This is a genomic window from Pseudoalteromonas sp. S1650 (assembly GCF_005887195.1).
Taxonomy (GTDB): domain Bacteria; phylum Pseudomonadota; class Gammaproteobacteria; order Enterobacterales; family Alteromonadaceae; genus Pseudoalteromonas; species Pseudoalteromonas simplex.
In genome coordinates, this window is record NZ_PNDF01000023.1 from 262833 (window position 1) to 286355 (window position 23523).

A 23523-nucleotide genomic window follows, 5' to 3' on the forward strand; every position below is an offset into this window, starting at 1 on the left:
GGATATTGCGTGCGTAGGTATTTAAAAATTGCAAAATGGCGCGCTAATAAACAGTTTCAACAACAGCAACGTAGCTGGCAGCCTCATAAAACGAGACTGGTTGAACAGTTAAAAGCCATTTGGTTTAACTTAAGTACCGCGCAAAAGCTCTATCTTTTAGCATTAAGCAGCCTGATTGTTCTGCAATCGGGCTGGTTAAGTGCCACCATCACCATTATTGCGCTTGTTATTGAGTTTTGGCCCAAGTTTAACCAACTTTGGCACTCGCTTGCCGGCAAAGCACTGATTTTAATCTTCTATGCCAGTATCGCTAATTTTGTGTTGGCTGGTGCAAGCGGCATAGTTAATGATGTAACTCATGTCTCAGCTAGTCACTTTAACTACACACATAACTTTGCCACCCTGTTATATTTACCACCTTGGGCAATGGGAATAACCCTAGGTACTTTATTGTTATTTCAACTTTTTTTACCTTTTTATATTTTTGTTTTATTGCTGATAAAGCCATTTGGCTCTGAGCGAGTTAAGTTTATTAGTCAAAGCTACTCACCATTATTAACCGCCATTGTACGCTTTGTTTTAGCGTCGGTAGTCTTTATTAACTTAATTTCATTTCTTGATGATAAGCCACCTGAAGAAGTGCTCGACAATATGGTCAGCACCTTTGTGGATAGTAAAGTCATTGCCAAGGAATCAGGTGAAGAACAGCAAAAAGCAGTCGAAGAACTTGGTAAAAAGCTCGAGCAACAACTTCCTGAAAATACACAAAGCTCAGCCTCAAGCCAAGACGTAGATGTAGAAGTTGACGGCGAAACCGCCGAAAACCTTCGCCAATTTTTAGATACCAAAGGTTACTTTGAACGTAGCAAACGTTTAATTGCCATGTTTGCTTACAGCTTTGAAGCCGATAGTTATTCACGCTGTTTAAAAGTAGAAAACAGTAAAGCCGTTGAGCTGAATGATTATGAGATTGTGCAAGTAACCCCTGATCACCATGCTGAGTATGGCTATCGATTTGAAGTCATTGCGTGCGACTCGCCAGGCGTTACCCCAGTAGAAAAATAGCGCAGCAATCTATACTACTCACTTGGCTTACTGCGTTTTTCTCTTATGAAATGAAATATCGAAAGCCCAATAAAGCCAAAGCAAACTAAGGCGATTACTAAATTAGGTATAAAAATAAGTAACATAGCGGCATCATAGCCGATCTTTGCGAATGCAGCACAAAGGCTACCAATGATAAGCTCAGTTAAGATTAGCTCCCATTCTAATGAGCTATTCGCAGGTACAGTTTTAGCCGCATAATGTTTTACTTTAAAACCCATATCAAAACCTCCAAGTTCCTATTTGCTGCATCCAAACTATCATCAAAAGACAAAACCGCAAAAATTAAATGATTTAAAACCTTATTTCCTCTCATAAGAATTAAACTTAAAACATTGAAAATATTCAAATTAATATTTTCAAACCTTATATATAAATTGCTTAGAACTAGATAAGCGACTCTAGCAGCTTTCCTCGCTATTGTAGTTTCCATCAACGGGCTACCAACCAATTTTGCTTCGCTGATAAAACTAATCAACCAATTAAAGGAATTAAATTATGGCTAACTCAGTCTTAAAAATGATGTCACTTTTAGCGGTCACTGCAATCATTATCACATCAACGAATACCTTACTTAATGCTCAAGGTACTCAAAAGCTAAACAAGCAATTAGAGACCTCTATCGAAGCATCTATTGAGCAAATGAACAATAAAATTGATCAGCAAATTGAGCAACAACTGAATAAGTAATACTTGGCTTGCTCAGCATGCTGAGCAAGCTTCTTTAAATTAACAGGCTTAAATAATGAAAACACTAACTAGACACTTGCTAATCTCATCAATTGCTGCGACAGGCCTATTAATAAGTGGTTTTGGTGCAGCAAAAAGTGCCGTATGGAAAGTTAGTAAAGGTGATGAATTTATATATGTTGCTGGTTCAATCCACGTTTTGCCGCCCAAGGAACTCCCCATTCCTGATGAATTTAATCAAGCGTATAAACAGGTTGATATCTTAGTACTTGAAACTGATGTGCCCGCACCAAGCGATAGCTCAGCACAACTCACTATGCTTAAAACTCTTAGTTATCAAGCTGGCGAAACACTGAGTAGCAAGTTATCAGCAAAGGTGAAACAGCAACTAGAAGAACAACTTGCCCAGTATGATATGAAACTCAGCGAACTCGATAGCTTTCGCCCCTTTATGTTAAGCGTGCTAATCATGTCGCTAGAACTTCAAAAGCAACAACTTATGGGTGAAGGTGTTGATAGTTACTTCGCGAAATTAGCTAAGCGAGATAAAAAAGAAATCGCTTATCTAGAGACCGTGGCTTTTCAATTAGATCTGTTTAAACAAATAGGTAGCCAAGACGAAAATGCCTTTATTGAGTCACTATTAACGCAAATTTCTAGTTACCAAGCACTGTACATCGCAATGCTTGATGCATGGAAAAATGGCGATATGCAAGCAATAGATGAACTTACTCTTATGCCTTTACAAGAACATGACCCTAATACTTACCAAATGTTGATCAAGCAACGAAATCTAACTTGGCTTGGTCATATTGAAAATTATTTTACTAATTCGCAAAAAGAGTTACTGCTCGTTGGCACAGCCCACTTAGCTGGTGAAGATAGCTTGTTAGGCTTATTAAAAAATAAAGGTTATGTAATTAAACAATTGAATACAGGTGAGAAATAAAAAATGGAAAAAACAGACAAAACCGCTGCTGCACTTATCTGTTTATTTACAGTATTAATGGCGCTTAGCTTTTAATAGCTAAAAAATACCGCTATCAAGCGGTATTTTTATTTCAATAATTTATCACAAGCTTACGGGCGAGGGATAAAACCTACCGCATCGTAGACTGCTTTTAATGTTTTTTCAGCGCGGATACTCGCTTTTTCAGCACCTGATTTCATAATGCTATCAAGTAATGACTGATCTTCGCGAATTTCTTTAAAGCGTGCTTGAATTGGCTCAATCATATTAACAACCGCTGCTGCAGTGTCTTTTTTCAGGTGACCATACATTTTGTCTTCATATTCAGGCACTAAGTCTTCAATTGAGCGCTTAGTGGCCACTGATAATAAAGTAAGTAGGTTCGATACACCTGGTTTTTCTTCACGATCAAAGTAGATACGAGCTTGCTCGTCTGAATCGGTTACTGCTTTTTTCAGTTTCTTTTCAATCTTCTTCGGCTCATCTAATAACATAATGTAACCGTTTGGATTTTCATCTGATTTAGACATTTTCTTGAGCGGATCTTGTAAACTCATTACACGTGCGCCGAACTCAGGAATGTATGGCTCTGGTAGTTTGAACACGTCACCGTATAGGTTATTGAAACGTGTTGCAATATCACGAGTTAACTCAAGGTGTTGTTTTTGATCTTCACCCACTGGCACTTGATCCGCTTGGTATAGCAAGATGTCTGCAGCTTGCAGTACAGGGTAAGAGAACAAACCCACATTAACGTTATTAGCATGCTTAGAAGACTTATCTTTAAACTGCGTCATACGGTTAAGCTCACCCATTTGCGCGTAACAGTTTAACACCCAACTAAGCTGTGCATGTTCTGGCACTTGAGATTGTACGAATAACGCCGCTTTTTCTGGGTCGATACCACATGCCGCATAAAGCGCAATACCGTCAAGCACGCGCGAGCGTAGTTGCTCAGGATCTTGGCGTACTGTAATAGCGTGTAAATCAACTAACATAAAGAAACTTTCGTGGTCTTCCTGTAGCTTAAGCCACTGGTTAATAGCGCCAACATAGTTGCCTATTGTCATACCACCGGTTGGCTGAATGCCACTTAACACTACTGGTTTACTCATGATGTTCCTTTATATTTTTACTAAACTAAAAAGACGAATTTAAAATGCACTTACCTTTGGGTAAGAACGGGTATTATATCTAAGAAATTCTCGCAGAGGTACTCTGGATTGAAATCAGCGAGGTTTTCACCTTGGTTATAGCCATAACTGAGTGCGACAACGTCAACCTTAGCAGCTTTTGCTGCCAAAATATCACTTTTTGAATCGCCAATCATAACCGCTTTTTCAGGGCTAACATCTAATTGCTGACAAGCAAATAGTAAAGGCTCAGGTGATGGTTTCTTTGCCATATCATCGCCACAGACAATAAACTGAAAATGACTAGTCAGTGACAGTTTATCAAGTAACTTTTCGGTAAAACGGCGCGCCTTATTGGTGATCACCACTTTAGGAATACCAGCAAGGGCAGCAAGCCCCGTTTCTACATGCTGATAAAGCGCACTGTAATCGCCTACAACTTGGTCATAGTGCTGATAAAACAAATTAATTGCACGCTCAGCAAGGGCTTCATCTAAATGCTCACTGATTTGCATATCACCACTCAAACCACGCTTTACAAGTGTTTCTATGCCATTACCTACCCAGCCTTCAACTAGCTTTTGTGTCACAATCGGAAATGCAAGATCAGTTAGGGTTAGGTTCATCGCAATGTATAAATCATAAACACTGTCGACTAAGGTGCCATCTAAATCGAAAAATGCCGCATCGTATTTCATGGCTCAACCTTTGCAAGCTCGTTACGCATCGCATCGATAACCGCTTTGTAATCTGGTTGATTGAAAATCGCCGAGCCTGAAACAAACATATCAGCGCCCGCTTCGGCAATTTCAGCAATGTTATCAACACCAACGCCACCATCAACTTCTAAACGAATTTTGCGACCTGAATCATCAATAATTTTACGCGCTTGGCGAAGCTTTTCGAGGGTATGAGGAATAAAGCTTTGGCCGCCAAAACCAGGGTTAACCGACATTAATAGCACCACATCAACTTTATCGAGCACATGCTCAAGGTAGCTAAGGCTGGTTGCAGGATTAAATACAAGCCCTGCTTGGCAACCACTGTCTTTTATGAGTTGCAAGGTACGGTCAATATGCTCACTGGCTTCTGGGTGAAAGCTGATGATAGAAGCGCCCGCTTCAGCGAAGTCGGGAATTAGACGATCGACAGGCTTTACCATAAGGTGCACATCAATCGGGGCTGTAATGCCGTAATCGCGCAGTGCTTTACAAATCATCGGACCAAAAGTTAGGTTTGGCACATAATGGTTATCCATCACATCAAAATGTACAACATCTGCTCCACTTGCTAGTACACGATCAACATCTTCACCTAAACGGGCAAAGTCGGCTGATAAAATAGAAGGGGCAATTAAATACTTTTGTAATGTTTCCAACATGAGAGATTCCATTAAAATTTGCGACTGCAAGAAGAGCGCATAATGTAACCCAATCGACTGCTGATTTAAACACCGCAGCTGATTGTTAAAGGGCGATTGCTTTAAGCTAATCCTTTTAGCCTATTGAATTAGTGTTATTTTAGTCAAAATTTGAGCAATAACTCTATTAAAAAGCCATCTACAACACAATAAAATGAAACAAATAATAAACATTAAATTTACTTTAAAGAGCTAATTTTATTAAATTTTTATTTAATTCAGCGATAATTAAGTTTGTTATTTGAGCAATTGTTATGTATGCTTGTTTAAGTAACACAAACAAGGGTTATTCTCATGCGTGCTTTTAAAATAGGGATCTTAATCGCGTCCGCACTTACGGTTGCTGCGTTTGTATCTTTTTCATCTGCTGATGAAGACGACTTTTTAGCAGCGGCGTCTGGTTGCTCATGCAACACGCTTAACGCATCATCATCTTCTGCTCAATGTATGAAAGCAGAACAAGAAACAGGATGGTTTTCTTGGTTAACGGGTGATAGCCGCAGTGCTCAGTTCCATTATCTTGATTTACTTGAGTTATTAACAAGTAGTGAAGAGTCAAAGAAAGTTAGCGGTTTAGGTTCTAAGTTCTAAATCGTATGAACAAATTCATGAGTGCATTACAAAGTGTCTTTGCGGCATTTTTTGGTGTGCAATCAGAAAATAAGCGTCAAGCTGACTTCAAAGAGCACTCGCTCAGTACTATCATCGTCATTGCCCTGATTTTTTTCAGTCTATTTGTAGCAGCGATTTATTTCACCGTTTCTTTGGTGCTAAATACATAGCCATTAGCTCGTTCACTTTATTGCGAGAACCGCCCTTGGGGCTAATCGTGCGTTTTACCTGAATCTCATCTAATGATGCTTGGCTGTAGATTTTACGCGTCCACACTGTATCGTGGTTAGAAATAAGTACCGGCGTGTTATTTTCGAATGCGGCTTGCTCAGCTAAATTCGCCAAGTTTGCTTGGTCATCTAAATTGAAACCGCCTTTAGCGTAAGAAGTAAATGAAGCTGTTTTACTCAAAGGCACATAAGGTGGATCGCAATATACAACCGCATTATTAGGAATAAGCTTAAATACCTTGTCATAACCTAAGCAAGTAAAGGTTGCTTGCTGAGCTTTTTCAGCAAAGAAATGCATTTCTTTTTCAGGAAAATACGGGCGCTTATATTTACCAAAAGGAACATTAAAAATACCTTTCAGATTATAGCGACACAACCCGTTATAGCCATGGCGATTCATGTATAAAAATAAAATCGCACGCTCATACACATCACTGCTTTGATTAAACTGAACACGATATTCGTAATAGGCTTCGGGGTGGTTATTAAGCTCTACAAACAACTTTTTAGCGTCGCTAATAAACTCATCGGGCGTGCGCTTAAGCTCAGTGTAAAGATTGATCAGATCCGCATTTATATCATTTAAAATATAATGCTTAAAATCAGTATTAAGGAATACAGAGCCAGCACCAACGAAAGGTTCAACTAAGGTGTCAGCATCCATACTCGCTTGCTTCAAGCGGGTACGAATATCTTCAACTAGGCTGTATTTTCCACCTGCCCATTTAAGGAAGGCTCTGGTCTTTTGCTGCATCTGCTCTTAACTTCAATTCGGTGTTGCGCGATTTTACACTAATCAGCTTTAATTTACTGATTTAGTGAAGCGATTTCTTGTTTAATTTTACTTATTTTTTTATAAAACGGCTGATTTTTACGCACATTATCAGAAAGTGTTGTTACGCCCTTCTTAGCATCATTCAGTGTGGTGTAACTACCATAAGTTACAATCCACCACGGCTTACCACTCCGTAAGCTTTGGTAAGTATTTACTTGCCCTTGCAAGCCATTTTCAGTAATAAACTTATCGCTAATCTCTTTTTTAGTCACCGCAAGTAATTGGATAACAAAATTGTCATCTGGCTGAGATAAATACCACGCATTTCCTACTAATGGCAGCTCTGGCTCAATGGCAGACTCGGTTTGCTCAGCATCGTTGATGACGGCAGCTATAACTTCATCTGTCGTTGGTTGCTCAGTCTCTTGTGTTATTCGCTCTGCTGGCAAAAGGCTATCAACAATCGCAGCCACGTTATTGTTATGACTTTCATTCTCACGGTTTTCTATCGCAGAGTTATCAACTGGCACCTTAGCTGCCTGAGTTGTGTTGTCCTCATCATTAGTAGCAACTTGCTGCTCGGCTTGAAGATCGTCTTGAGTTTGTTCTAGAACTAGCTCTTTGCTTTCTACTCGACCATTGATTACTGCTTCTGCAGGCAGTGCTGTTGCCACAGAGTTCGTTGTATCCTGCTGGTAATGCGCTTTCCACCACTCAGTCATATCAGCTTTATATAAAAAGCCAATGATCAGCACCATGGTCGTGATTAAGAGCAAAATTAAATAAAGCAGTTTATAGCTTTTTTCTGGTGCGCGAATGTCTGCAGTTTGTTGTTCAGGCTGCCAAGCAAGTAATAAAGCTGGGTTACCATGCGCTTCTTGTAAAAAGGTGCGAAAAACGGGGTCTTCTTCAACAGGGAGGTTATCGAAAAACCAACGCATCAGTTGCTTACTTTCACTTAAATTTAGCGACTCTAAGTGGATTTCAACTGCTTGACTAAACTGCCCTGCCGATTGTGATGCAATCAGTATGTATAACGTGCTCGGGCTTTGCTTGGCAAGGACTTCTAATTGCTGAATTAACTCTTCAGATAAATGACGCCCTCCATCAATGACCCATAAACAATCACCACAAGGCTGTTGTTTATAAAGTTGATAGAAGTTTTCAGACAAACTTAAAGCGTGATCAATTAGTGGGTTGCTAAAGCTTTGTTCTAACAGTTCAGTCATAAACTGTTGGTCGGTCATTTTTCCCGACAACTGAACAAACGCTTTATTAAAGTCGAGGTATTTATCCGTGATGAAGGTTTCTAATAAATAGCTTTTACCAAGGCCAGAAGGACCGAGTAAGCAAATTAGGTTTTGCCCATATTCAAACTGCAGAGCGATTCGATCAACTAGCGCAGCACGGCTAGGCAATATTTGCGATTGCATTAGCGCGCTATTAAATCACAAACCTGCTGATCAGTAACATCACTTACCAGCGCACATTGACCAAATTGGGTAGGTAGAATAAAGCGAATCGTGCCTTTTTTATTTTTCTTATCTTTACGCATGTGCGTTAAAAACTGCTCGCTGGTCATTTCTGCCGGAATATCGACAGGTAAATCATACTCAGCAATCAATTTAATAATGCGTTCAACTTCTGCTGCGTTTAAGTCATCACGGGTATGTGCAAGGCGTGCTGCCAGTACCATACCTGCCGCAACGGCTTCGCCATGTAGCCAATTACCATAGCCCATTTGCGCTTCAATTGCGTGGCCAAAGGTGTGCCCTAAGTTTAGTAATGCACGTAAACCGGCTTCTTTTTCATCTTGTGCAACAATCAAGGCTTTGATTTCACAACAGCGATAAATCACATGCTGTAAAGTTTGTTCATCAAGAGACTTAAGTTTAGTGATATTTTGCTCAAGGTAAGCAAATAACTCAGTGTCGTAAATAAGGCCATATTTAATCACTTCAGCCATGCCCGCTGCGAATTCACGCTCAGGCAAAGTATGTAGCGATTGCGTATCGATAAATACTGCTTGTGGTTGGTAAAACGCACCAATCATGTTTTTACCAAGTGGGTGGTTTACTGCCGTTTTACCGCCAACAGATGAATCGACTTGCGAAAGCAAAGTCGTTGGCACTTGAATAAAAGGCACGCCACGTTGATAACATGCAGCAACAAAACCAGTGAGATCACCCACCACACCGCCACCTAAGGCAATAAGGCAAGTATCGCGGCCACAGTTATGTTCAAGTAAGAACGCCGAAATCTTTTCAAACCACTCAAGTGATTTATATTGTTCGCCATCAGGGATGGTAAAAGATAACGGGTTTAGATCAGCCAACGACGTCATTACATCATCAAGATATAAAGGTGCAATGGTGTCGTTGGTGATAATGATAGGTCGACAGTCGCCGATGTGCTCGCGCAGCCGACCAGTCTCTTGAAGAGCAGATTGACCAATATAAATAGGATAACTTCGCTCGTCCAAATTAACTGTTAATTCAAGCATAGCTAGTTTCCTTTTTATTATTGGTTTTTAAAAATCTAATTTCTCGATGATTTGATTAGCAACAACTTTCGCGCTTTGCTCATCAGTGCGGACAACAAAATCAGCAACTTCTTTGTATAACGGTTCGCGTTCTTCAGCTAAGCGCTCTAGTACATCACGCGGTGCTTCTTCTGTTTGCAATAATGGGCGACGCTTGTCGCGCTGTGTGCGTGCAACTTGCTTTTCGATTGGTGTCTCAAGGTATACAACAATACCACGAGCAGAAAGCTTGTTACGTACTTCTTTACTGATCACAGAACCACCACCTGTTGCAAGAACGATACCTTGCATCTCAGTTAGGTCTGAAATTACAGTTTCTTCACGAAGTCGAAAGCCCTCTTCACCCTCAAGATCGAATACCCAAGCAATGTCTGCTCCAGTACGACGCTCGATCTCTTGATCTGAATCGAAAAATTCAAGGTGTAATTGGTCAGCAATGTGACGACCAATTGTGCTTTTGCCAGCCCCCATAGGGCCCACTAGAAATATATTACGTTTCTCAGCCATATCTTTTTAGTACAAACGAACTCTAAAATTTGAAATAAAACCCCGCCTAACGACCTGGCCCCAAAATTAAGGAGGGGATTATCTCAGTAATTGCTTGGGTATTTCAAGTCAATTAGCATAAAAAGCCAGATTACGAGCAATTAAAAATGCTAATTGCTCGTTGCTTAAGAAAAAATCACTTAATCAATTTGAATTTTAGGGGTTACGAAGATTAACAACTCTTTCTTCTCGTTAAATTCACTCGTGCTTTTAAACAGCACACCCAAATAAGGAATATCACCTAACAATGGTACTTTCTTAGTTGAGTTAACGATTTGCTGCTGGAAGATACCACCAAGCACCACTGTTTGACCATTTTCTACTAATACTTGGGTTTGGATTTCTTGGGTATTGATCGCCACAGCAGAGCCTGTTGGCGTTTGTACCGTATCACCACGAGTATCTTGTGTAATTACTAAGTCTAAAATCACCTTGTTGTCAGGTGTGATATGAGGCGTTACTTCTAAGCTCAATACCGCTTTTTTGAATGTTACTGTCGTTGCGCCACTAGATGCAGCTTCAACGTATGGAATTTCTGTACCCTGCTCAATACGTGCTTTTTGTTGATTAGCCGTCGTGATGCGTGGACTTGCGATAATTTCGCCGCGGTTTTCTTCTTCAAGCGCACTTAACTCTAAATCTAAAATAGTGCCATTGGCTAGCTTAGCGACTTGCACACCAATACTACCCGCAGGGCTTGAAACCGGTAAATTGACATTTAAGCGATCAGAAATACTTGGAATATTATCGTAAGAGCCCGCACCAAACATGCCGCCAGCGCCTTCTAAAGAGCCAGAAATAGCACCATCGCTTCCTACGTCACTAATACCCCAACGAACACCCAAGTCTTCTTGCACATTATCATTCACTGTCACCATACGTGATTCAATCACGACTTGCTTAACAGGAATGTCTAGGGTCTCAACCATACGACGCACACTTTCAATACTTTTTGCAGTGTCTTTGATCAGCAAAGTGTTCGTTCGTTTATCAACAGAAACACTTCCTCGCGCTGAGATAATGCTATTTGTGTCTGTTTTCAATAGGTCTGCAAACTCTTCAGCTTTTGCATAGTTAAGGCGAATATATTCGCTATAAAGCGGTTCTAAGTCTTCAACTTGCTGCTTAGCTTTAAGTTCTTTAGCTTCTCGGGCAGCCAACTCTTCAGAAGGGGCGACCATTAAAATAGAGCCATCCATGCGCTTATCTAAGCCTTTCACTTTCAATACTACGTCAAGCGCTTGATCCCAAGGGACTCCTTCTAGTCGTAAAGTAATATTGCCTGTAACAGAATCACTCGTTACTAAGTTAAATTCATTGTAACCTGCGATTATTTGCAGTACTGAACGCACGGGAATATCTTGGAAGTTTAACGTCATTGGACGTCCTTGATACTCAATTCCCCCTTCAAGGTAAGCGCGTTGCGTATCATCTTTTTCGACAGTTAAAGTAAAAATATTCTCAATTTGCTGATGAGTGAATTTAAATGCAGCGTTTGGCTCAACCACGATACGTGTCATATTGCCTTCTTTAAACGTCTCAATATTGCTAACGACTGTGCCAAAGTCCATCACATCAAGCTGATAAAGTAGATCATCGAGAATATCAGTATGGTGGAACTCAGCAATAATTTTGCCACCACTTTCGTGAACATCTATAGCTGCTTGCGTATCTTGTAAAAATACTAACAGCCTTGCTTCGCCTTTTTCACCACGGCGAAAATCTATCGACTGAACTGTATTTATATAATTATTGGCTGCTGAGAGTGGATCCGCTATTTCGTCTCCACTAATTGGGTTATCAGAAACATGCAGCGTTAGGATGTTATCTTTAGCGAACGTTTTATAGATTTTTAATTTATCTAACGATACAACGACCTTCAAACCATCAGCGGTCATGGTGCTTGTTACATGCTGAATACCTGCTTGGTTCACAGGTACATCACGCATTTCATTATCAACACCTACATTACTGAATAACATTTCGATGCGTGCTGGTGAGTTATACACCTGGACTTTTGGTTCGAATGTCAGTGCCTCATCAAACACAAGCTGTAGTTGTGTTTCGCCTTTCATTAATGGGTTATAACGCACATCATATAGTAAAGGTGCCGCAACTGCTGACTGCGCTATTAAAAAAGCAAGTGCAGCTAACATGAACTTATGCATGTTTTTAAACCAAGCCATTCCTTTATGCATATTTTTTTTACCTTTCATAAGATTAACTTGCACCATTTGTATCCGCCTCTAACATTTCTAGCTTTGTCAGACGCTCTTTCCAACAACCAGCCCCATCAGGGATTAATTCTAATAATTCTATGTAATTGTCGTGCACTTCTTTTATTTCACCATGATACAAACCAATGTAATTACCTACGGTTACGCGATAAAGCGTTTCATCTGCCGCTTTGATGAGTGCCCAAGTATTGCCAGCTCGGCCTATGGTACCTTTCATAAGCAAATTATCTAATGGGTATTTCTCAAGAGGTTGGCGAACTCGATTTGGATCAGGATGAAGACAGTTCTTCACCTGCACAAGGTTATTTTGAATAATCTCAGGCTTCGGAGCAACAAATGGGCTGCGAAGTCTGCCTGCACTGTATTCAAAATATTCAAATTGCGCTATCTGTGGGATCGGTTCAACTTTCGGCGTTGTGCTAGCTTTTACCTGATCGATAAACTCTTTTTGCTCAGCAGTATCATCATTACAAGCGGCTAACGCAAAGCTCATTAATATAACTAAGGAAAGCTTCTTCATTTTTTAGTGCCCCCCTCGTAACGATATGTTTTGGCTACAACACTAAAAGTAAGCTCGCCATTACCTAAAGTTTGAATTGTAAAATCATGCAAACTAACAATACGCGGTAATTGTGCTACTTTGCCGACGAATTCACCGAATTCATGGTAAGTACCCACCACCTCAATTTTTATCGGTAGCTCTGTATAAAATTCTTTTTCAATTTCAGGTAACCAACCAATTTTTAAGAAGGTTAAACCACTTGTCGTTCCAACATAAGATAAATCATCAAGCAACCCAGGTGTTTCATTCGAGGTAGGTAAGCGCTTCAATAGTTGAGAAAATTTCTCTTCCATTTCTACCATTTGTTGGCGATACAGTTCTAAGTTGCTCGCTAAAGCATATTTTTGCTTGTAAGTGTTACGCAACTCAGTTTCTTTTGCTACGGCACTGTGATAGCTGGCAATCTCATCAGACACCAATAAGCTATAACTAAAATACAACACGATTGCAGCTACAAAAGCACAACATAACGCTTTTACAGCAATGGGCCAATCACCCATGTTTTCGAGCTCTATTTCATTCCAATCTATTTCAGTTAACGATTTGATATCAAGGTTCATTACGCGCCTCACCTATCTGATCAAACGGTTTAACATAAAAATCCATATTAAAGTCACTTAATAGTCTTGATGTCTGCTCACCTGCAACAATGCCTTGCATTACTGGGCGCTCTAGTAAATAAGAACTTTGAACTTGACGTAGCATGGTCGATAAGCGGTTATTCGATTCGCTACGACCTGTTACATGAATTTGGTCACCACGGCGCTCCAACTTAGTCAAATAGACACCTGCAGGGACTATTTTCGCAACTTCATCCATAATTTGTGTACCTAAGTTACGACTACTTTGCAGCTCTTCAATTAAACGCATTCGTTGCTGTAAGTTTTCTTTCTTTTTATCAAGCTCATTAATTTCCCTAATACGTTGATTCAAAAGAGCGATCTCAGTATTTAAAAAGTTATTCTTTGCATCTTGGCCTTGACGAAGGCCGCTGTAAAAAGAGCTCAATAGATACATACTGATAAAGCTGACAACAACAACAGAAAAAAGCACAGTTATAAATTTATTCTGTGAGTCTTTTCTTTGCTGTTCTCGCCAGGGCAGTAAATTTATATGTGGCATGATGAAAAGCTCCTTAATGCCAGTCCTGTGGCTATTGCAAACTGAGTTCGGTGACGCTGCAGCATATTCCGATCCACTTTTGCGGAGATTTCAATGTTTGCAAATGGCTCAGCAACCACCGTATGGATTCCCAGTTCTTCAATTAAAAGCCTGTCAAGGCCATCAATCATAGCTGTGCCACCCGTTAGAACAATATAGTCAACTTGCTCTTTACCACTGGTTGTTAAGAACATTTGTACTGCGCGTCTTACTTGCTGCAATAGTGATGTTTGGAATGGCGCTAACACCTCAAAAGTATAATTTGGTGGTAAATCCCCTGTTGTTTTACCTATTTCAGCTTCATCAAAGCTTTTATTATAATAAGCAACGATACTATTAGTGTATTGATCGCCGCCAAATACTTGGTCACGGGTATAAATTGTTTCACCCTCTTGCACCACACTAACCAACATCAGAACAGCACCAATATCAACCACAGCGACACACTTATTGTAAGCATCGCTTGGCAACTGTTGATAGTAAACATCCATTGCTCGGCTGAGGGCATAACTTTCTACATCGACCACTGCCGCTTTTAAGTTGGCTGTTTCAAGAGCACCTACACGAGCTTGCACACTTTCAGTTCGCGCTGCCGAAAGAAGTACATTAACTTTACTTGGATCCGCTTCGTTAATAGCCAGTTTTTCGAAATCGATATTAACTTCGTCGAGGGGGTAAGGAATTAGGCTGTCTGCTTCAATAGCAATTTGTGACTCAAGTTCAGCATCAGTTAATGATACATCCATAAAAATTACTTTTGTGATCACGGTTTGCCCAGACACTGCAACAGCAGCGCGTTGTACGGATTTAGGTATTTTTCTTTTTAATTTCGCGATAACATTACCTATTGCTTCTATGTCTTGAATAGAACGTTCAGACATAGCGCCTTTAGGCATAGGTTCAATAGCTAGTGCTTCAAGCCGCAAACCAGCGTCTGTCTCCTGCAATAACACTGCCTTTATACAGTGTGATCCGATGTCGATCCCTACCATCATAGATGAAGGCTTTTTAAATAGCTGACTTAGCATGTTTGCAACTTGGCCTTTGTTTTAATAATAAACAAGTTATAATTTTTATCTGAAAAAATATTATTCATTTTTTAATCAATATATACTAGCAGTCTCCGATTCTAATTGGGAGTCCATTTAGGGAAAATATAAGTGATTTTATTAAAGCGAACTTTACAATTTATTATCATCTGCTCATTCTTAGGACTAATCACTTTAGTTGGTCTATACTATTACGTTAAACCCGACATTCCTAGCGTTCAGGTTTTAAAAGACGTTCAGTTACAGACACCTATGCAAGTTTTCTCACGAGATGGCTTATTGATCAATCAATTTGGTGAAAAACGCCGCATTCCAGTAACAATAGATCAAATACCCCAACCATTAATCGATGCAATATTAGCAACAGAAGATAATCGCTTTTATGAACATATTGGCATTGATCCAATTGGTATAGTTCGCTCAGCCATTGTACTCATATCTACCGGTGAAAAGAAACAAGGCGCAAGTACGATAACCATGCAGCTTGCCCGTAACTTCTTCTTAACCCGAGAAAAAGCATATATCCGTAAAGTTAAAGAGATCTTCATAGCTCTTCACATTGAAAGTATTTTAACTAAGGACGAAATTCTCGAATTATACTTAAACAAAATCGAATTGGGTAATCGCGCCTTTGGTATTGGTGCAGCTGCGCAAGTTTACTATGGCAAAGATTTAAACGAGTTAACTTTAGCGCAAATGGCGATGATTGCAGGCCTACCTAAAGCACCTTCTGCACTTAACCCTATTCGTAACCCAGTTCGCGCAAAGGCTCGTCGAAATGTCGTATTAGGTCGTATGTACACCGAAAAGTACATCACTCGAAGCGAATATGAAGAGGCTATTAACGCACCTATTACTGCAAAATTTCACGGCGCAGAAATTGAAGTCTATGCCCCGTATATTTCAGAGATGGTTCGTGCTGAAATGGTAGCTCGTTATGGTCACGAGCGCGCCTATAATACTGGTTTTAAAGTTTACACCAGCGTTGACTCTAACATTCAACAGGCTGCTCAAGATGCGATTGTTGATAACCTACACGCTTACGATATGCGTCATGGCTTCCGTGGTGCTGCGGCTCAGTTATGGGACAGCGAAAATGAAAGCCCTCTTAGCCAAGAAGAGATCTTATCTAAATTAAAAGATGTCAAAGAATTTGGTCCGCTATTAGCAGGTGTTGTCACCAACGTCGCTGAACAATCAATTGATGTGCTATTAAAAAGCGGTGAACAAGTCACTGTGCAATGGGATGGTCTAAAATGGGCGCGTAAATATATTACGCGTTACCGTCAAAGCTTTGCACCAAAAACAGCTACCGAAATTTTATCAGCGGGAGCGCAAATTTGGCTGCGTAAAAATGCAGATGAAAGCTATATCCTTAGCCAAGTACCAGAAGCATCGAGCGCACTTGTTTCACTTGATCCGCAAGATGGTCGCATTAAAGCGATTGTCGGTGGTTATAGCTTTGAACAAAGCCAATACAATCGCGCAGTTCAAGCAAAACGCCAAGTAGGCTCAAACATTAAGCCATTTATTTATTCAGCGGCACTTGAGAATGGTTATACGCTTGCTTCTATTTTGAATGATGCACCAATTAATCAATGGGATAAAAGCCAAGGTGTGGCATGGCGCCCTAAGAACAGCCCAGCGGTTTATAATGGTCCTATACGTATTCGCAGAGCACTCGCACAATCGAAGAACGTAATCTCGGTGCGCCTATTACGTGGTGTTGGCCTTGAGCGTACAGCCGATCATTTGCTTAAGTTTGGCTTTTTGAATAACGATATTAACCGCAGTGAATCACTCGCACTCGGTAGCGCTTCAATCACTCCACTTGAACTAGCCCGCGGTATGAGTACATTCGCCAATGGCGGTCATTTGATAACCCCTTACTTTATCTCTGAGATTCAGGATTCGGCGGGTACTGTTTTATTTAAAACAGAGCCTGAACTTGCTTGTGATGCGCCTAAGCAAACTGTAACCCCTGAGTTTGCATCTCTTAACCAGAATCAACAGAGTTTTACTGAAGCGGAGATAACGAAAACACCTCGCTGTGCGCCTCGTATCATTTCTAAGCAAAATGCATTTTTAATTTCGCAAGCTATGCACAGTGCAATTTGGGGGGGCGGTAGTTGGACCCATAAAACAGGCTGGAGTGGCACAGGCTGGCGTGCACAAGCACTTGATCGTCGTGATTTAGCTGGTAAAACAGGTACCACTAATGATTCGGTAGATACTTGGTTTAGCGGCTTTAATCGCAATGTAATGACTTCGGTCTGGGTTGGTTTTGATAACCCTGGAAAAGCGCTAGGCCGCTCGACTTACAATAGTAACCTCGATAAATCGCAAATATCAGGTGCAGAATCCGGCGCTAAAACCGCGCAACCTGCATGGGTCGACTTTATGCGTGCAGCCCTTGATGGTATGCCAGAAGCACCTATTGAGCTTCCTGAAGGTTTAGTATCGGTTCGAATCGACTTAGCAACAGGTCTATTGAGTCACAAAAATGATTACACCAGTCGTTTTGAATACTTCATTAAAGGCACTGCACCAACTAAGTACGTACTCGATCAACCAACAGACGTATTTGAAGAAAAGCTCAGCACAGAGGAAGAGTTGTTCTAAATAACTAAGTTGCTATAAGACATAAAAAAGCGCCCTTGGGGCGCTTTTTGCTTAGCTATTTAAACTAAGATCAGCAAAATTACTTTAGGTTATTTACCAGCCAATATAGGTCTGAGTGCACCCCAGCGGCAGTGACTTCTTTACCCGCTCCTGGGCCTTGGATCACCAATGCATTATCTGTATACCACTGTGAATTGATCACAAAGATGTTATCGCCCGGTTTAAGGCTTGCTAGTACATCATCTTTGCCAACATTGACTAAACCAACTTGAGCCTGAACCTTACCATCTACGAGTGTTATAGCACCGGTGTAGCGCACCACTTTATCTTCCACCGCAGCTTGGGCTGCTTTTTCTGTCATGAATTCATCAAGTAGCTGTTTGTTTGCAAGGAAATCTTGCCAGCTTCCTGATGCAAGCTGTTCAGGCATCAGAGGTGTTAAAGCAATATCATCAAGCTCTAAATCAAGGCCTAAGTCACGCGCTAAAATTAGCAGTTTGCGCTGCATATCACGGCCAGATAAATCTTCACGAGGATCTGGCTCTGTATAGCCCATTTGCTGAGCTTGAAGCACTAAATCTGAAAACGGCACACTGCCATCATAACTGCTACATAACCAAGATAAAGTACCCGAGAATACCCCTTCAATGCGGTTAATGCTGTCTCCGCTATTTTGCAAATCAGCTAAAGCGAAGTTAATCGGTAAACCTGCACCCACACTGGTGTTATAACGCCATAACAGATTTCGCTCAGCCAAATTAGTGCGTAGGTTTTGATACCAGCTATTTTCTGCAGTGCCCGCGTATTTGTTTGCACTGATCAAGTGACAGTTAAGTTCAACAAAGTCAGGGTATAACTGACTGAACGCCTCACTGGCAGTGATATCAATCACCACTTTGTGCTCATAATCTAGTTCATTGATACGTGCTAATAATTCAGCTTTGTCGTAGCTTTGCGCTTCATTATGCCACTGCTCTTGCCATGTTTCGGTATTTAAACCACTGGCACTAAAAAGCATTTGTTTAGAGCGTAAAAGAGCAACTACTTTTACTTTGTACTGAGCAGATAAACGCGCAAACTGAGCTTGTAGTTGCGATAAGAACACTTCGCCTACATTACCAAGTCCAGCAACGATAATGGCCAACTCTTGACCTTTGTTTACCAGCTTGTCATGTAGAAGAGTTAAAACATCACTATCAATTGCCTGATCGTTTAAGATCAACACATAGTTATCGTCTTGTTGTACAAAACGAGGATGAATACTTTGCTCTTTTAAAAGCGCTGTGGCTTGCTCTGTTAGCGCAGATACATCAGCTGTTGGGGCAACTACTGCACAACCACTTAAATTTGACTCGACAATATTTGCACGGCCCGCTAAGTGGCTGACAACTTGGTGAGTGCTTTGACCTGGCACTAATAAGTAAGTATCGCCCTCTTTAGTAAAGTGATGCAGGCTGTGTTGAATTAACTGACTAAGCTCACCGACTTCACCACTGCTTAGTTTATCAACCCGTAATAAATCGATGTTATCTAAGGTCGTAATAAAACGTTTTGCTTTACTATAACCTTCTTTTACTACCTCGGTTGGCGTTGCATCACAATCAAAGCTACTTCTTACCACTAATTTAATTTCTGAGTCTTTTAACGGCGACAAGGTTTTTGCATGCAATACTGGGTTACCTAAACGCGCTAATAAGTTAGCTTGCTCGCGGCATACTTTGGCGTACTTAACCGCATTTTTAACTTTACGAGGGTCAGTACTAAATACCCCTTGTGTATCTGTCCAGATAGACACTTGCTTGGCAAAAGTATAACTCGCTAACAAAGTGGCACTGTAATCACTGCCATTACGGCCTAATGTCACCGTATTACCTTGGCAATCTGCAGCTATAAAACCCGTTACTACGTTGATATGTGTTCTGCTAATCGCATCACTGCATTGCTGTTGGTTTTTTTGATGTAAAAGCTGGCCACCATTTAGAGTAAATAGCTGTCTTGCATCAACATCTTGCGAATCGACACCTAACTGATTTAGATAAGCGGCCAATAACCGCGCCGACCACACTTCACCATGAGCAAGTAAAGGGGCTTCAAGTAACTGCTGCTGACTAATTAATTCATTTAATGCAGCAAGTTCATCTTTTAACTGTGCCAACGCCTGTTGTTTATTCTGCACTATAAGTAGCTGCTCAATAAGCGCACGTTGATTGTTATCAATAAGCAATAGAATATCGCTAACAGCTTGGCTATCTTGCTGCTGGTAACTTTGCCAAAGCTTTACCAGGGTATCGGTTGTTTTACCCGATGCCGACACAACGACGCAATCGCCCTGCTCAGTATTAGCAAGAACGATGTTCGCTACCGCATGATAACGATCTGCCGAGCTTAAGCTTGAGCCACCAAATTTATGAACAATATTTACCATTTTTCTACCACAATGCCGTATGTGCTGGCGTTAACTTAAATGACGCGTTTTGTTGTGTATCTTGCTGTGCTTGCTTAGCTTCAGCTTTTGTAACTTGCAGTCCTTGACCTGGCTTAACTAAATTGAAAACACGGTCTAAATCAGCAATGAGATCTTTTACGTCTTCAATGCCTACAGAAATACGGATCAAGGTATCGCCCACACCAGCTTCAAGACGCGCTTTAGGCTCCATGCCTGCGTGGGTCATTGTTGCAGGGTGACAAATCAAACTTTCTACCCCACCTAACGACTCAGCAAGGCTAAAGTCTTTAAGGCTTGTTAAAAACGCAGCAGCATCGTTGATGTCGCCTTTAATATCAAAGCTCACCATGCCACCAAAACCGCGTTGCTGTGCTTTAGCAAGCTCATGTTGTGGGTGAGAAGCAAGGCCAGGGTAATAAACTTGGCTCACATAAGGAGAGCTTTCTAAATACTCAGCAATGGCAAAGGCATTTTCTTGGTGCTGCTTTAGGCGTACATTTAAAGTACGTAAACCACGAAGCGTTAAGTAGCTGTCAAATGGTGCACCAGTAATACCGATATTATTCGCCCACCAAGCAAGCTCGTCGCCTAGCTCTTGCGTTGCAGCAATCACTGCACCGCCCACTACATCAGAGTGACCATTGATGTATTTAGTGGTTGAGTGCACAACAATATCAACACCAAACTCAATTGGGTTTTGTAATGCAGGTGATAAGAAGGTGTTATCAGCCGCAACCAAAGCACCACACTGCTTAGCAATACTAGTGATTGCTTTAATATCTGTTAAACGCAAGATTGGGTTACTTGGCGTTTCAATCCAAATCAACTTAGGTTTAATCGCTAAAATTTCTTGGAGATTTTCAGATTTAGTTAAATCCAAAACTTTTAGTTTTAACAGGCCACGCTTTTCAAGCGAGGTGAATAAACGATAACTACCGCCATAACAGTCATGTGGGATCACTAACGTGTCGTCACTGTTTAATAGCTGAGTGGCTAAATGCACAGCAGACATACCTGTTGCAGTGATAATACCTTTAGCACCACCTTCAAGTTCAGCTAAGGTTTCAGCTAAGATATCGCGATTTGGATTACCGCTGCGACCATAGTCATACTGGCGCTTAGTATCAAAATCAGCAAACGAATAGGTGGTTGATAAGTATAAAGGAGGCACAACCGCACCATGATGTTTATCGGCTTCTATGCCGTGACGAACAGCAATCGTCGCTTTATTTTTTTCGCTCATTTCATCACCTATTCTTTAATTGGATGTTTAGACGTCTAAAAGGTTAGATGATCAAATATGAGAAGTCAAAGCATTTATCGCTTACACATAGAAGTTTATACATTTACACCACTAGATGGCTAAATAACTAGTATTTGACTATCTTTTTTAAAGAGATAGAATTTCCGCATCTTGCGCTGTGAATAAGGCGTAAATCACTGACAACCGAGGCAACGAAACAACTTATGGCTAAATGGAACGGTGAATACATTCACCCATATGCAGAACACGGTAAAAAATCAGAACAAGTAAAAAAGATTACCGTATCAATCCCACTTAACGTATTAAAAGTATTAACTGACGAGCGTACACGCCGCCAGATCAATAACCTGCGTCATGCGACGAACAGTGAGTTATTGTGTGAAGCTTTCTTACATGCTTTTACAGGTCAACCATTACCAAATGATGACGACCTACGTAAAGACAACCCTGAAAAGGTACCTGAAGAAGTTAAAAGAATTATGCAAGAAATGGGATTAGATATCCCAGTGCTTGATTCAGAATAAGTATTTCGGCCATCGGATCACCGCCGATAATCGCAGATATAAAAAAACTCAGCCTAGGCTGAGTTTTTTTATTGAGCGTTATACCTAAGGCTAATTAAGTTTAACGCATGTAATCTTCTGGCATATCGATTTGCGCCACACCCGACTCTACTGCCGCTTCAGCAACAGCACGTGCAATACGTGGTAATAAACGCGGATCCATAGGCTTAGGAATGATGTACTCGGCACCAAACTCAAGTGACTCAACGCCAGCCGCTTTTAATACTTCACTTGGTACAGGCTCTTTCGCGATGCCACGAATAGCATGAACTGCAGCAATTTTCATTTCATCATTAATTGCCGTTGCACGAACATCTAACGCGCCACGGAAAATGAATGGGAAACAAAGCACGTTATTTACTTGGTTAGGGAAATCTGAACGACCCGTTGCCATAATTAAATCGTTACGCGCGCTGTGTGCAACTTCTGGAGCAATCTCAGGATCTGGGTTTGAACATGCAAACACAACTGGCTTGTCTGCCATCAGCTTAAGATCGTCTGCAGTTAACAGGTTAGGACCTGATACACCAACGAATACATCAGCATCAGCAATAACATCTTGTAATGTACGCTTATCGGTATTGTTAGCAAATAATTGCTTATACTCGTTTAAGTCATCACGACGTGTATGGATCACACCTTTACGGTCAAGCATATAAATGTGTTCACGCAGTGCACCACACTTAATTAAAAGCTCCATACAAGCAACAGCAGCAGCACCAGCACCTAAACATACGATGATAGCATCTTCGATATCTTTGCCTTGCACTTCAAGGGCGTTAAGCATACCAGCAGCTGTAACAATAGCGGTACCATGTTGGTCATCGTGGAAAACGGGAATATCACAGCGCTCGATAAGCGCTTTTTCGATTTCAAAACATTCTGGCGCTTTAATATCTTCTAGGTTGATACCACCAAACGTATCAGCGATGTTAGCAACCGTATTAATGAAATCTTCTGTTGTGCGGTGTTTAACTTCAATATCAATTGAGTCAAGGCCAGCAAAACGTTTGAATAGTAAGGCTTTACCTTCCATTACAGGTTTTGATGCAAGCGGACCTAAGTTACCTAAACCTAAAATTGCGGTACCGTTTGAAATAACTGCAACCATGTTGCCTTTGCCTGTGTATTTATAGGCGTTTGCTGGATCAGCAGCAATTTCACGGACTGGTTCAGCCACACCTGGGCTATAAGCTAAAGCGAGATCGTTAACCGTTTCGGCTGGCTTGGTTAGTTCAACACTAATTTTACCTGGAACGGGGTGAGCGTGGTAATGTAATGCTTGTTCACGAAAATCTGACATAACGCGATAGTATCCTGCAAAAAGTTAAAAAGTGAGAGAGCTTGCATCAGTACGATACCTGTAATGTATAAAAATTCCAAGTATTATCAGGTCTATCCTGTTATATGCTATATCGCTTAATTTTAAAGGATTTCCCAACAATTTCTGTGCATAGTTGCGATTAATCAGACATAAAAATTCATCTATTTATGACCTTTTAAGCACGTGTTGTTGTATTTTATACGCACGTACACTGCAATTAGCCGAAATTAGCCCAAAACAGCCATTTCAACGAAGTTCACAGCATTTACTAAC

At 40.8% G+C, this 23523-nt stretch carries 23 protein-coding genes; 7 read left to right on the top strand and 16 right to left on the bottom strand.

Annotated elements, in window-relative coordinates; translation table 11 throughout:
* Positions 1-9 precede the first annotated feature (9 nt).
* On the top strand, positions 10-1065 hold the full coding sequence (locus tag CWB80_RS08925) for a hypothetical protein (protein ID WP_138599270.1): 1056 nt from the start codon (positions 10-12) through the stop codon (positions 1063-1065).
* 14 nt (positions 1066-1079) lie between these two features.
* Here the strand turns inward: CWB80_RS08925 and CWB80_RS08930 are convergent, their stop codons facing one another.
* Positions 1080-1325 (bottom strand): hypothetical protein, encoded by a 246-nt coding sequence (locus tag CWB80_RS08930; RefSeq protein ID WP_130151675.1) that lies wholly within the window; start codon positions 1323-1325, stop codon positions 1080-1082.
* A 277-nt stretch (positions 1326-1602) separates the two neighbouring features.
* On the opposite strand from CWB80_RS08930, the gene CWB80_RS08935 reads away from it, so the two are divergent.
* Together CWB80_RS08935 and CWB80_RS08940 are read left to right on the top strand one after the other, a co-directional pair.
* On the top strand, positions 1603-1794 hold the full coding sequence (locus CWB80_RS08935; RefSeq protein WP_138599271.1) for a hypothetical protein: 192 nt from the start codon (positions 1603-1605) through the stop codon (positions 1792-1794).
* Between the two features lie 55 nt (positions 1795-1849).
* Positions 1850-2743: a TraB/GumN family protein gene (locus CWB80_RS08940; RefSeq protein WP_138599272.1), complete on the top strand. Its 894-nt coding sequence runs from the start codon at positions 1850-1852 to the stop codon at positions 2741-2743.
* 131 nt (positions 2744-2874) lie between these two features.
* Here the strand turns inward: CWB80_RS08940 and trpS are convergent, their stop codons facing one another.
* Genes trpS through rpe form a run of 3 tightly spaced genes read right to left on the bottom strand, consistent with a single transcriptional unit; the run spans position 2875 to position 5278 of the window.
* Positions 2875-3879 carry a tryptophan--tRNA ligase gene (gene trpS, locus CWB80_RS08945; protein ID WP_054552798.1) on the bottom strand — a complete coding sequence of 335 codons (1005 nt, stop codon included), beginning with the start codon at positions 3877-3879 and terminating at the stop codon, positions 2875-2877.
* Positions 3880-3929: 50 nt separating this feature from the next.
* Positions 3930-4595, bottom strand: a complete 666-nt coding sequence (locus tag CWB80_RS08950; RefSeq protein WP_138599273.1) for a phosphoglycolate phosphatase — start codon at positions 4593-4595, stop codon at positions 3930-3932.
* A complete protein-coding gene (gene rpe, locus CWB80_RS08955; RefSeq protein WP_138599274.1) occupies positions 4592-5278 on the bottom strand; it encodes a ribulose-phosphate 3-epimerase in 687 nt (228 codons plus the stop codon). The genes CWB80_RS08950 and rpe overlap by 4 nt, the downstream gene beginning before the upstream one ends.
* Positions 5279-5611: 333 nt before the next feature.
* Between rpe and CWB80_RS08960 the strand changes: the two genes are divergently transcribed.
* Both CWB80_RS08960 and CWB80_RS08965 read left to right on the top strand, forming a co-directional pair.
* The gene (locus CWB80_RS08960) at positions 5612-5908 is read left to right on the top strand and encodes a hypothetical protein (RefSeq protein WP_054552801.1); all 297 of its coding nucleotides are present in this window, start codon (positions 5612-5614) and stop codon (positions 5906-5908) included.
* 5 nt (positions 5909-5913) lie between these two features.
* Positions 5914-6099, top strand: a complete 186-nt coding sequence (locus CWB80_RS08965; protein ID WP_054552802.1) for a DUF2970 domain-containing protein — start codon at positions 5914-5916, stop codon at positions 6097-6099.
* Here CWB80_RS08965 and CWB80_RS08970 read toward each other — a convergent pair.
* The 9 genes from CWB80_RS08970 to CWB80_RS09010 all read right to left on the bottom strand — a co-directional run bounded on the left by CWB80_RS08970 (position 6071) and on the right by CWB80_RS09010 (position 15010).
* Positions 6071-6913 carry a Dam family site-specific DNA-(adenine-N6)-methyltransferase gene (locus CWB80_RS08970; RefSeq protein WP_054552803.1) on the bottom strand — a complete coding sequence of 281 codons (843 nt, stop codon included), beginning with the start codon at positions 6911-6913 and terminating at the stop codon, positions 6071-6073. The two genes, CWB80_RS08965 and CWB80_RS08970, sit on opposite strands and share 29 nt — an antisense overlap.
* A gap of 53 nt (positions 6914-6966) precedes the next feature.
* Entirely contained in the window at positions 6967-8367 is a 1401-nt protein-coding gene (locus CWB80_RS08975) for an AAA family ATPase (protein WP_138599275.1), read from the bottom strand.
* The gene (gene aroB, locus CWB80_RS08980) at positions 8367-9437 is read right to left on the bottom strand and encodes a 3-dehydroquinate synthase (RefSeq protein WP_054552805.1); all 1071 of its coding nucleotides are present in this window, start codon (positions 9435-9437) and stop codon (positions 8367-8369) included. Before aroB ends, CWB80_RS08975 begins: the two co-directional genes overlap by 1 nt.
* A 27-nt stretch (positions 9438-9464) precedes the next feature.
* Entirely contained in the window at positions 9465-9983 is a 519-nt protein-coding gene (aroK, locus tag CWB80_RS08985; protein WP_036973192.1) for a shikimate kinase AroK, read from the bottom strand.
* Positions 9984-10162: 179 nt separating this feature from the next.
* Positions 10163-12220 (bottom strand): type IV pilus secretin PilQ, encoded by a 2058-nt coding sequence (locus CWB80_RS08990; protein ID WP_371351972.1) that lies wholly within the window; start codon positions 12218-12220, stop codon positions 10163-10165.
* A 22-nt stretch (positions 12221-12242) separates the two neighbouring features.
* Positions 12243-12779, bottom strand: coding sequence for a pilus assembly protein PilP (locus CWB80_RS08995; protein WP_054552806.1), 537 nt, complete (start codon positions 12777-12779; stop codon positions 12243-12245).
* Positions 12776-13381, bottom strand: coding sequence for a type IV pilus inner membrane component PilO (locus CWB80_RS09000; protein WP_054552807.1), 606 nt, complete (start codon positions 13379-13381; stop codon positions 12776-12778). The genes CWB80_RS08995 and CWB80_RS09000 overlap by 4 nt, the downstream gene beginning before the upstream one ends.
* Positions 13371-13943: a PilN domain-containing protein gene (locus CWB80_RS09005; RefSeq protein ID WP_054552808.1), complete on the bottom strand. Its 573-nt coding sequence runs from the start codon at positions 13941-13943 to the stop codon at positions 13371-13373. The genes CWB80_RS09000 and CWB80_RS09005 overlap by 11 nt, the downstream gene beginning before the upstream one ends.
* The gene (locus tag CWB80_RS09010; protein ID WP_054552809.1) at positions 13931-15010 is read right to left on the bottom strand and encodes a pilus assembly protein PilM; all 1080 of its coding nucleotides are present in this window, start codon (positions 15008-15010) and stop codon (positions 13931-13933) included. Before CWB80_RS09010 ends, CWB80_RS09005 begins: the two co-directional genes overlap by 13 nt.
* A gap of 132 nt (positions 15011-15142) precedes the next feature.
* Between CWB80_RS09010 and CWB80_RS09015 the strand changes: the two genes are divergently transcribed.
* Positions 15143-17653 (top strand): penicillin-binding protein 1A, encoded by a 2511-nt coding sequence (locus tag CWB80_RS09015; protein WP_138599277.1) that lies wholly within the window; start codon positions 15143-15145, stop codon positions 17651-17653.
* 79 nt (positions 17654-17732) lie between these two features.
* Here the strand turns inward: CWB80_RS09015 and metL are convergent, their stop codons facing one another.
* Both metL and metB read right to left on the bottom strand, forming a co-directional pair.
* Entirely contained in the window at positions 17733-20078 is a 2346-nt protein-coding gene (metL, locus tag CWB80_RS09020; protein ID WP_138599278.1) for a bifunctional aspartate kinase/homoserine dehydrogenase II, read from the bottom strand.
* Between the two features lie 4 nt (positions 20079-20082).
* Positions 20083-21342 carry a cystathionine gamma-synthase gene (gene metB, locus CWB80_RS09025; protein ID WP_054552812.1) on the bottom strand — a complete coding sequence of 420 codons (1260 nt, stop codon included), beginning with the start codon at positions 21340-21342 and terminating at the stop codon, positions 20083-20085.
* Between the two features lie 224 nt (positions 21343-21566).
* On the opposite strand from metB, the gene metJ reads away from it, so the two are divergent.
* Complete coding sequence (gene metJ, locus CWB80_RS09030) at positions 21567-21887, top strand: met regulon transcriptional regulator MetJ (RefSeq protein ID WP_036973203.1); 321 nt, start codon at positions 21567-21569, stop codon at positions 21885-21887.
* 100 nt (positions 21888-21987) lie between these two features.
* Here metJ and CWB80_RS09035 read toward each other — a convergent pair whose 3' ends face one another.
* Positions 21988-23229, bottom strand: coding sequence for a malic enzyme-like NAD(P)-binding protein (locus tag CWB80_RS09035; RefSeq protein WP_054552813.1), 1242 nt, complete (start codon positions 23227-23229; stop codon positions 21988-21990).
* Positions 23230-23523 lie beyond the last annotated feature (294 nt).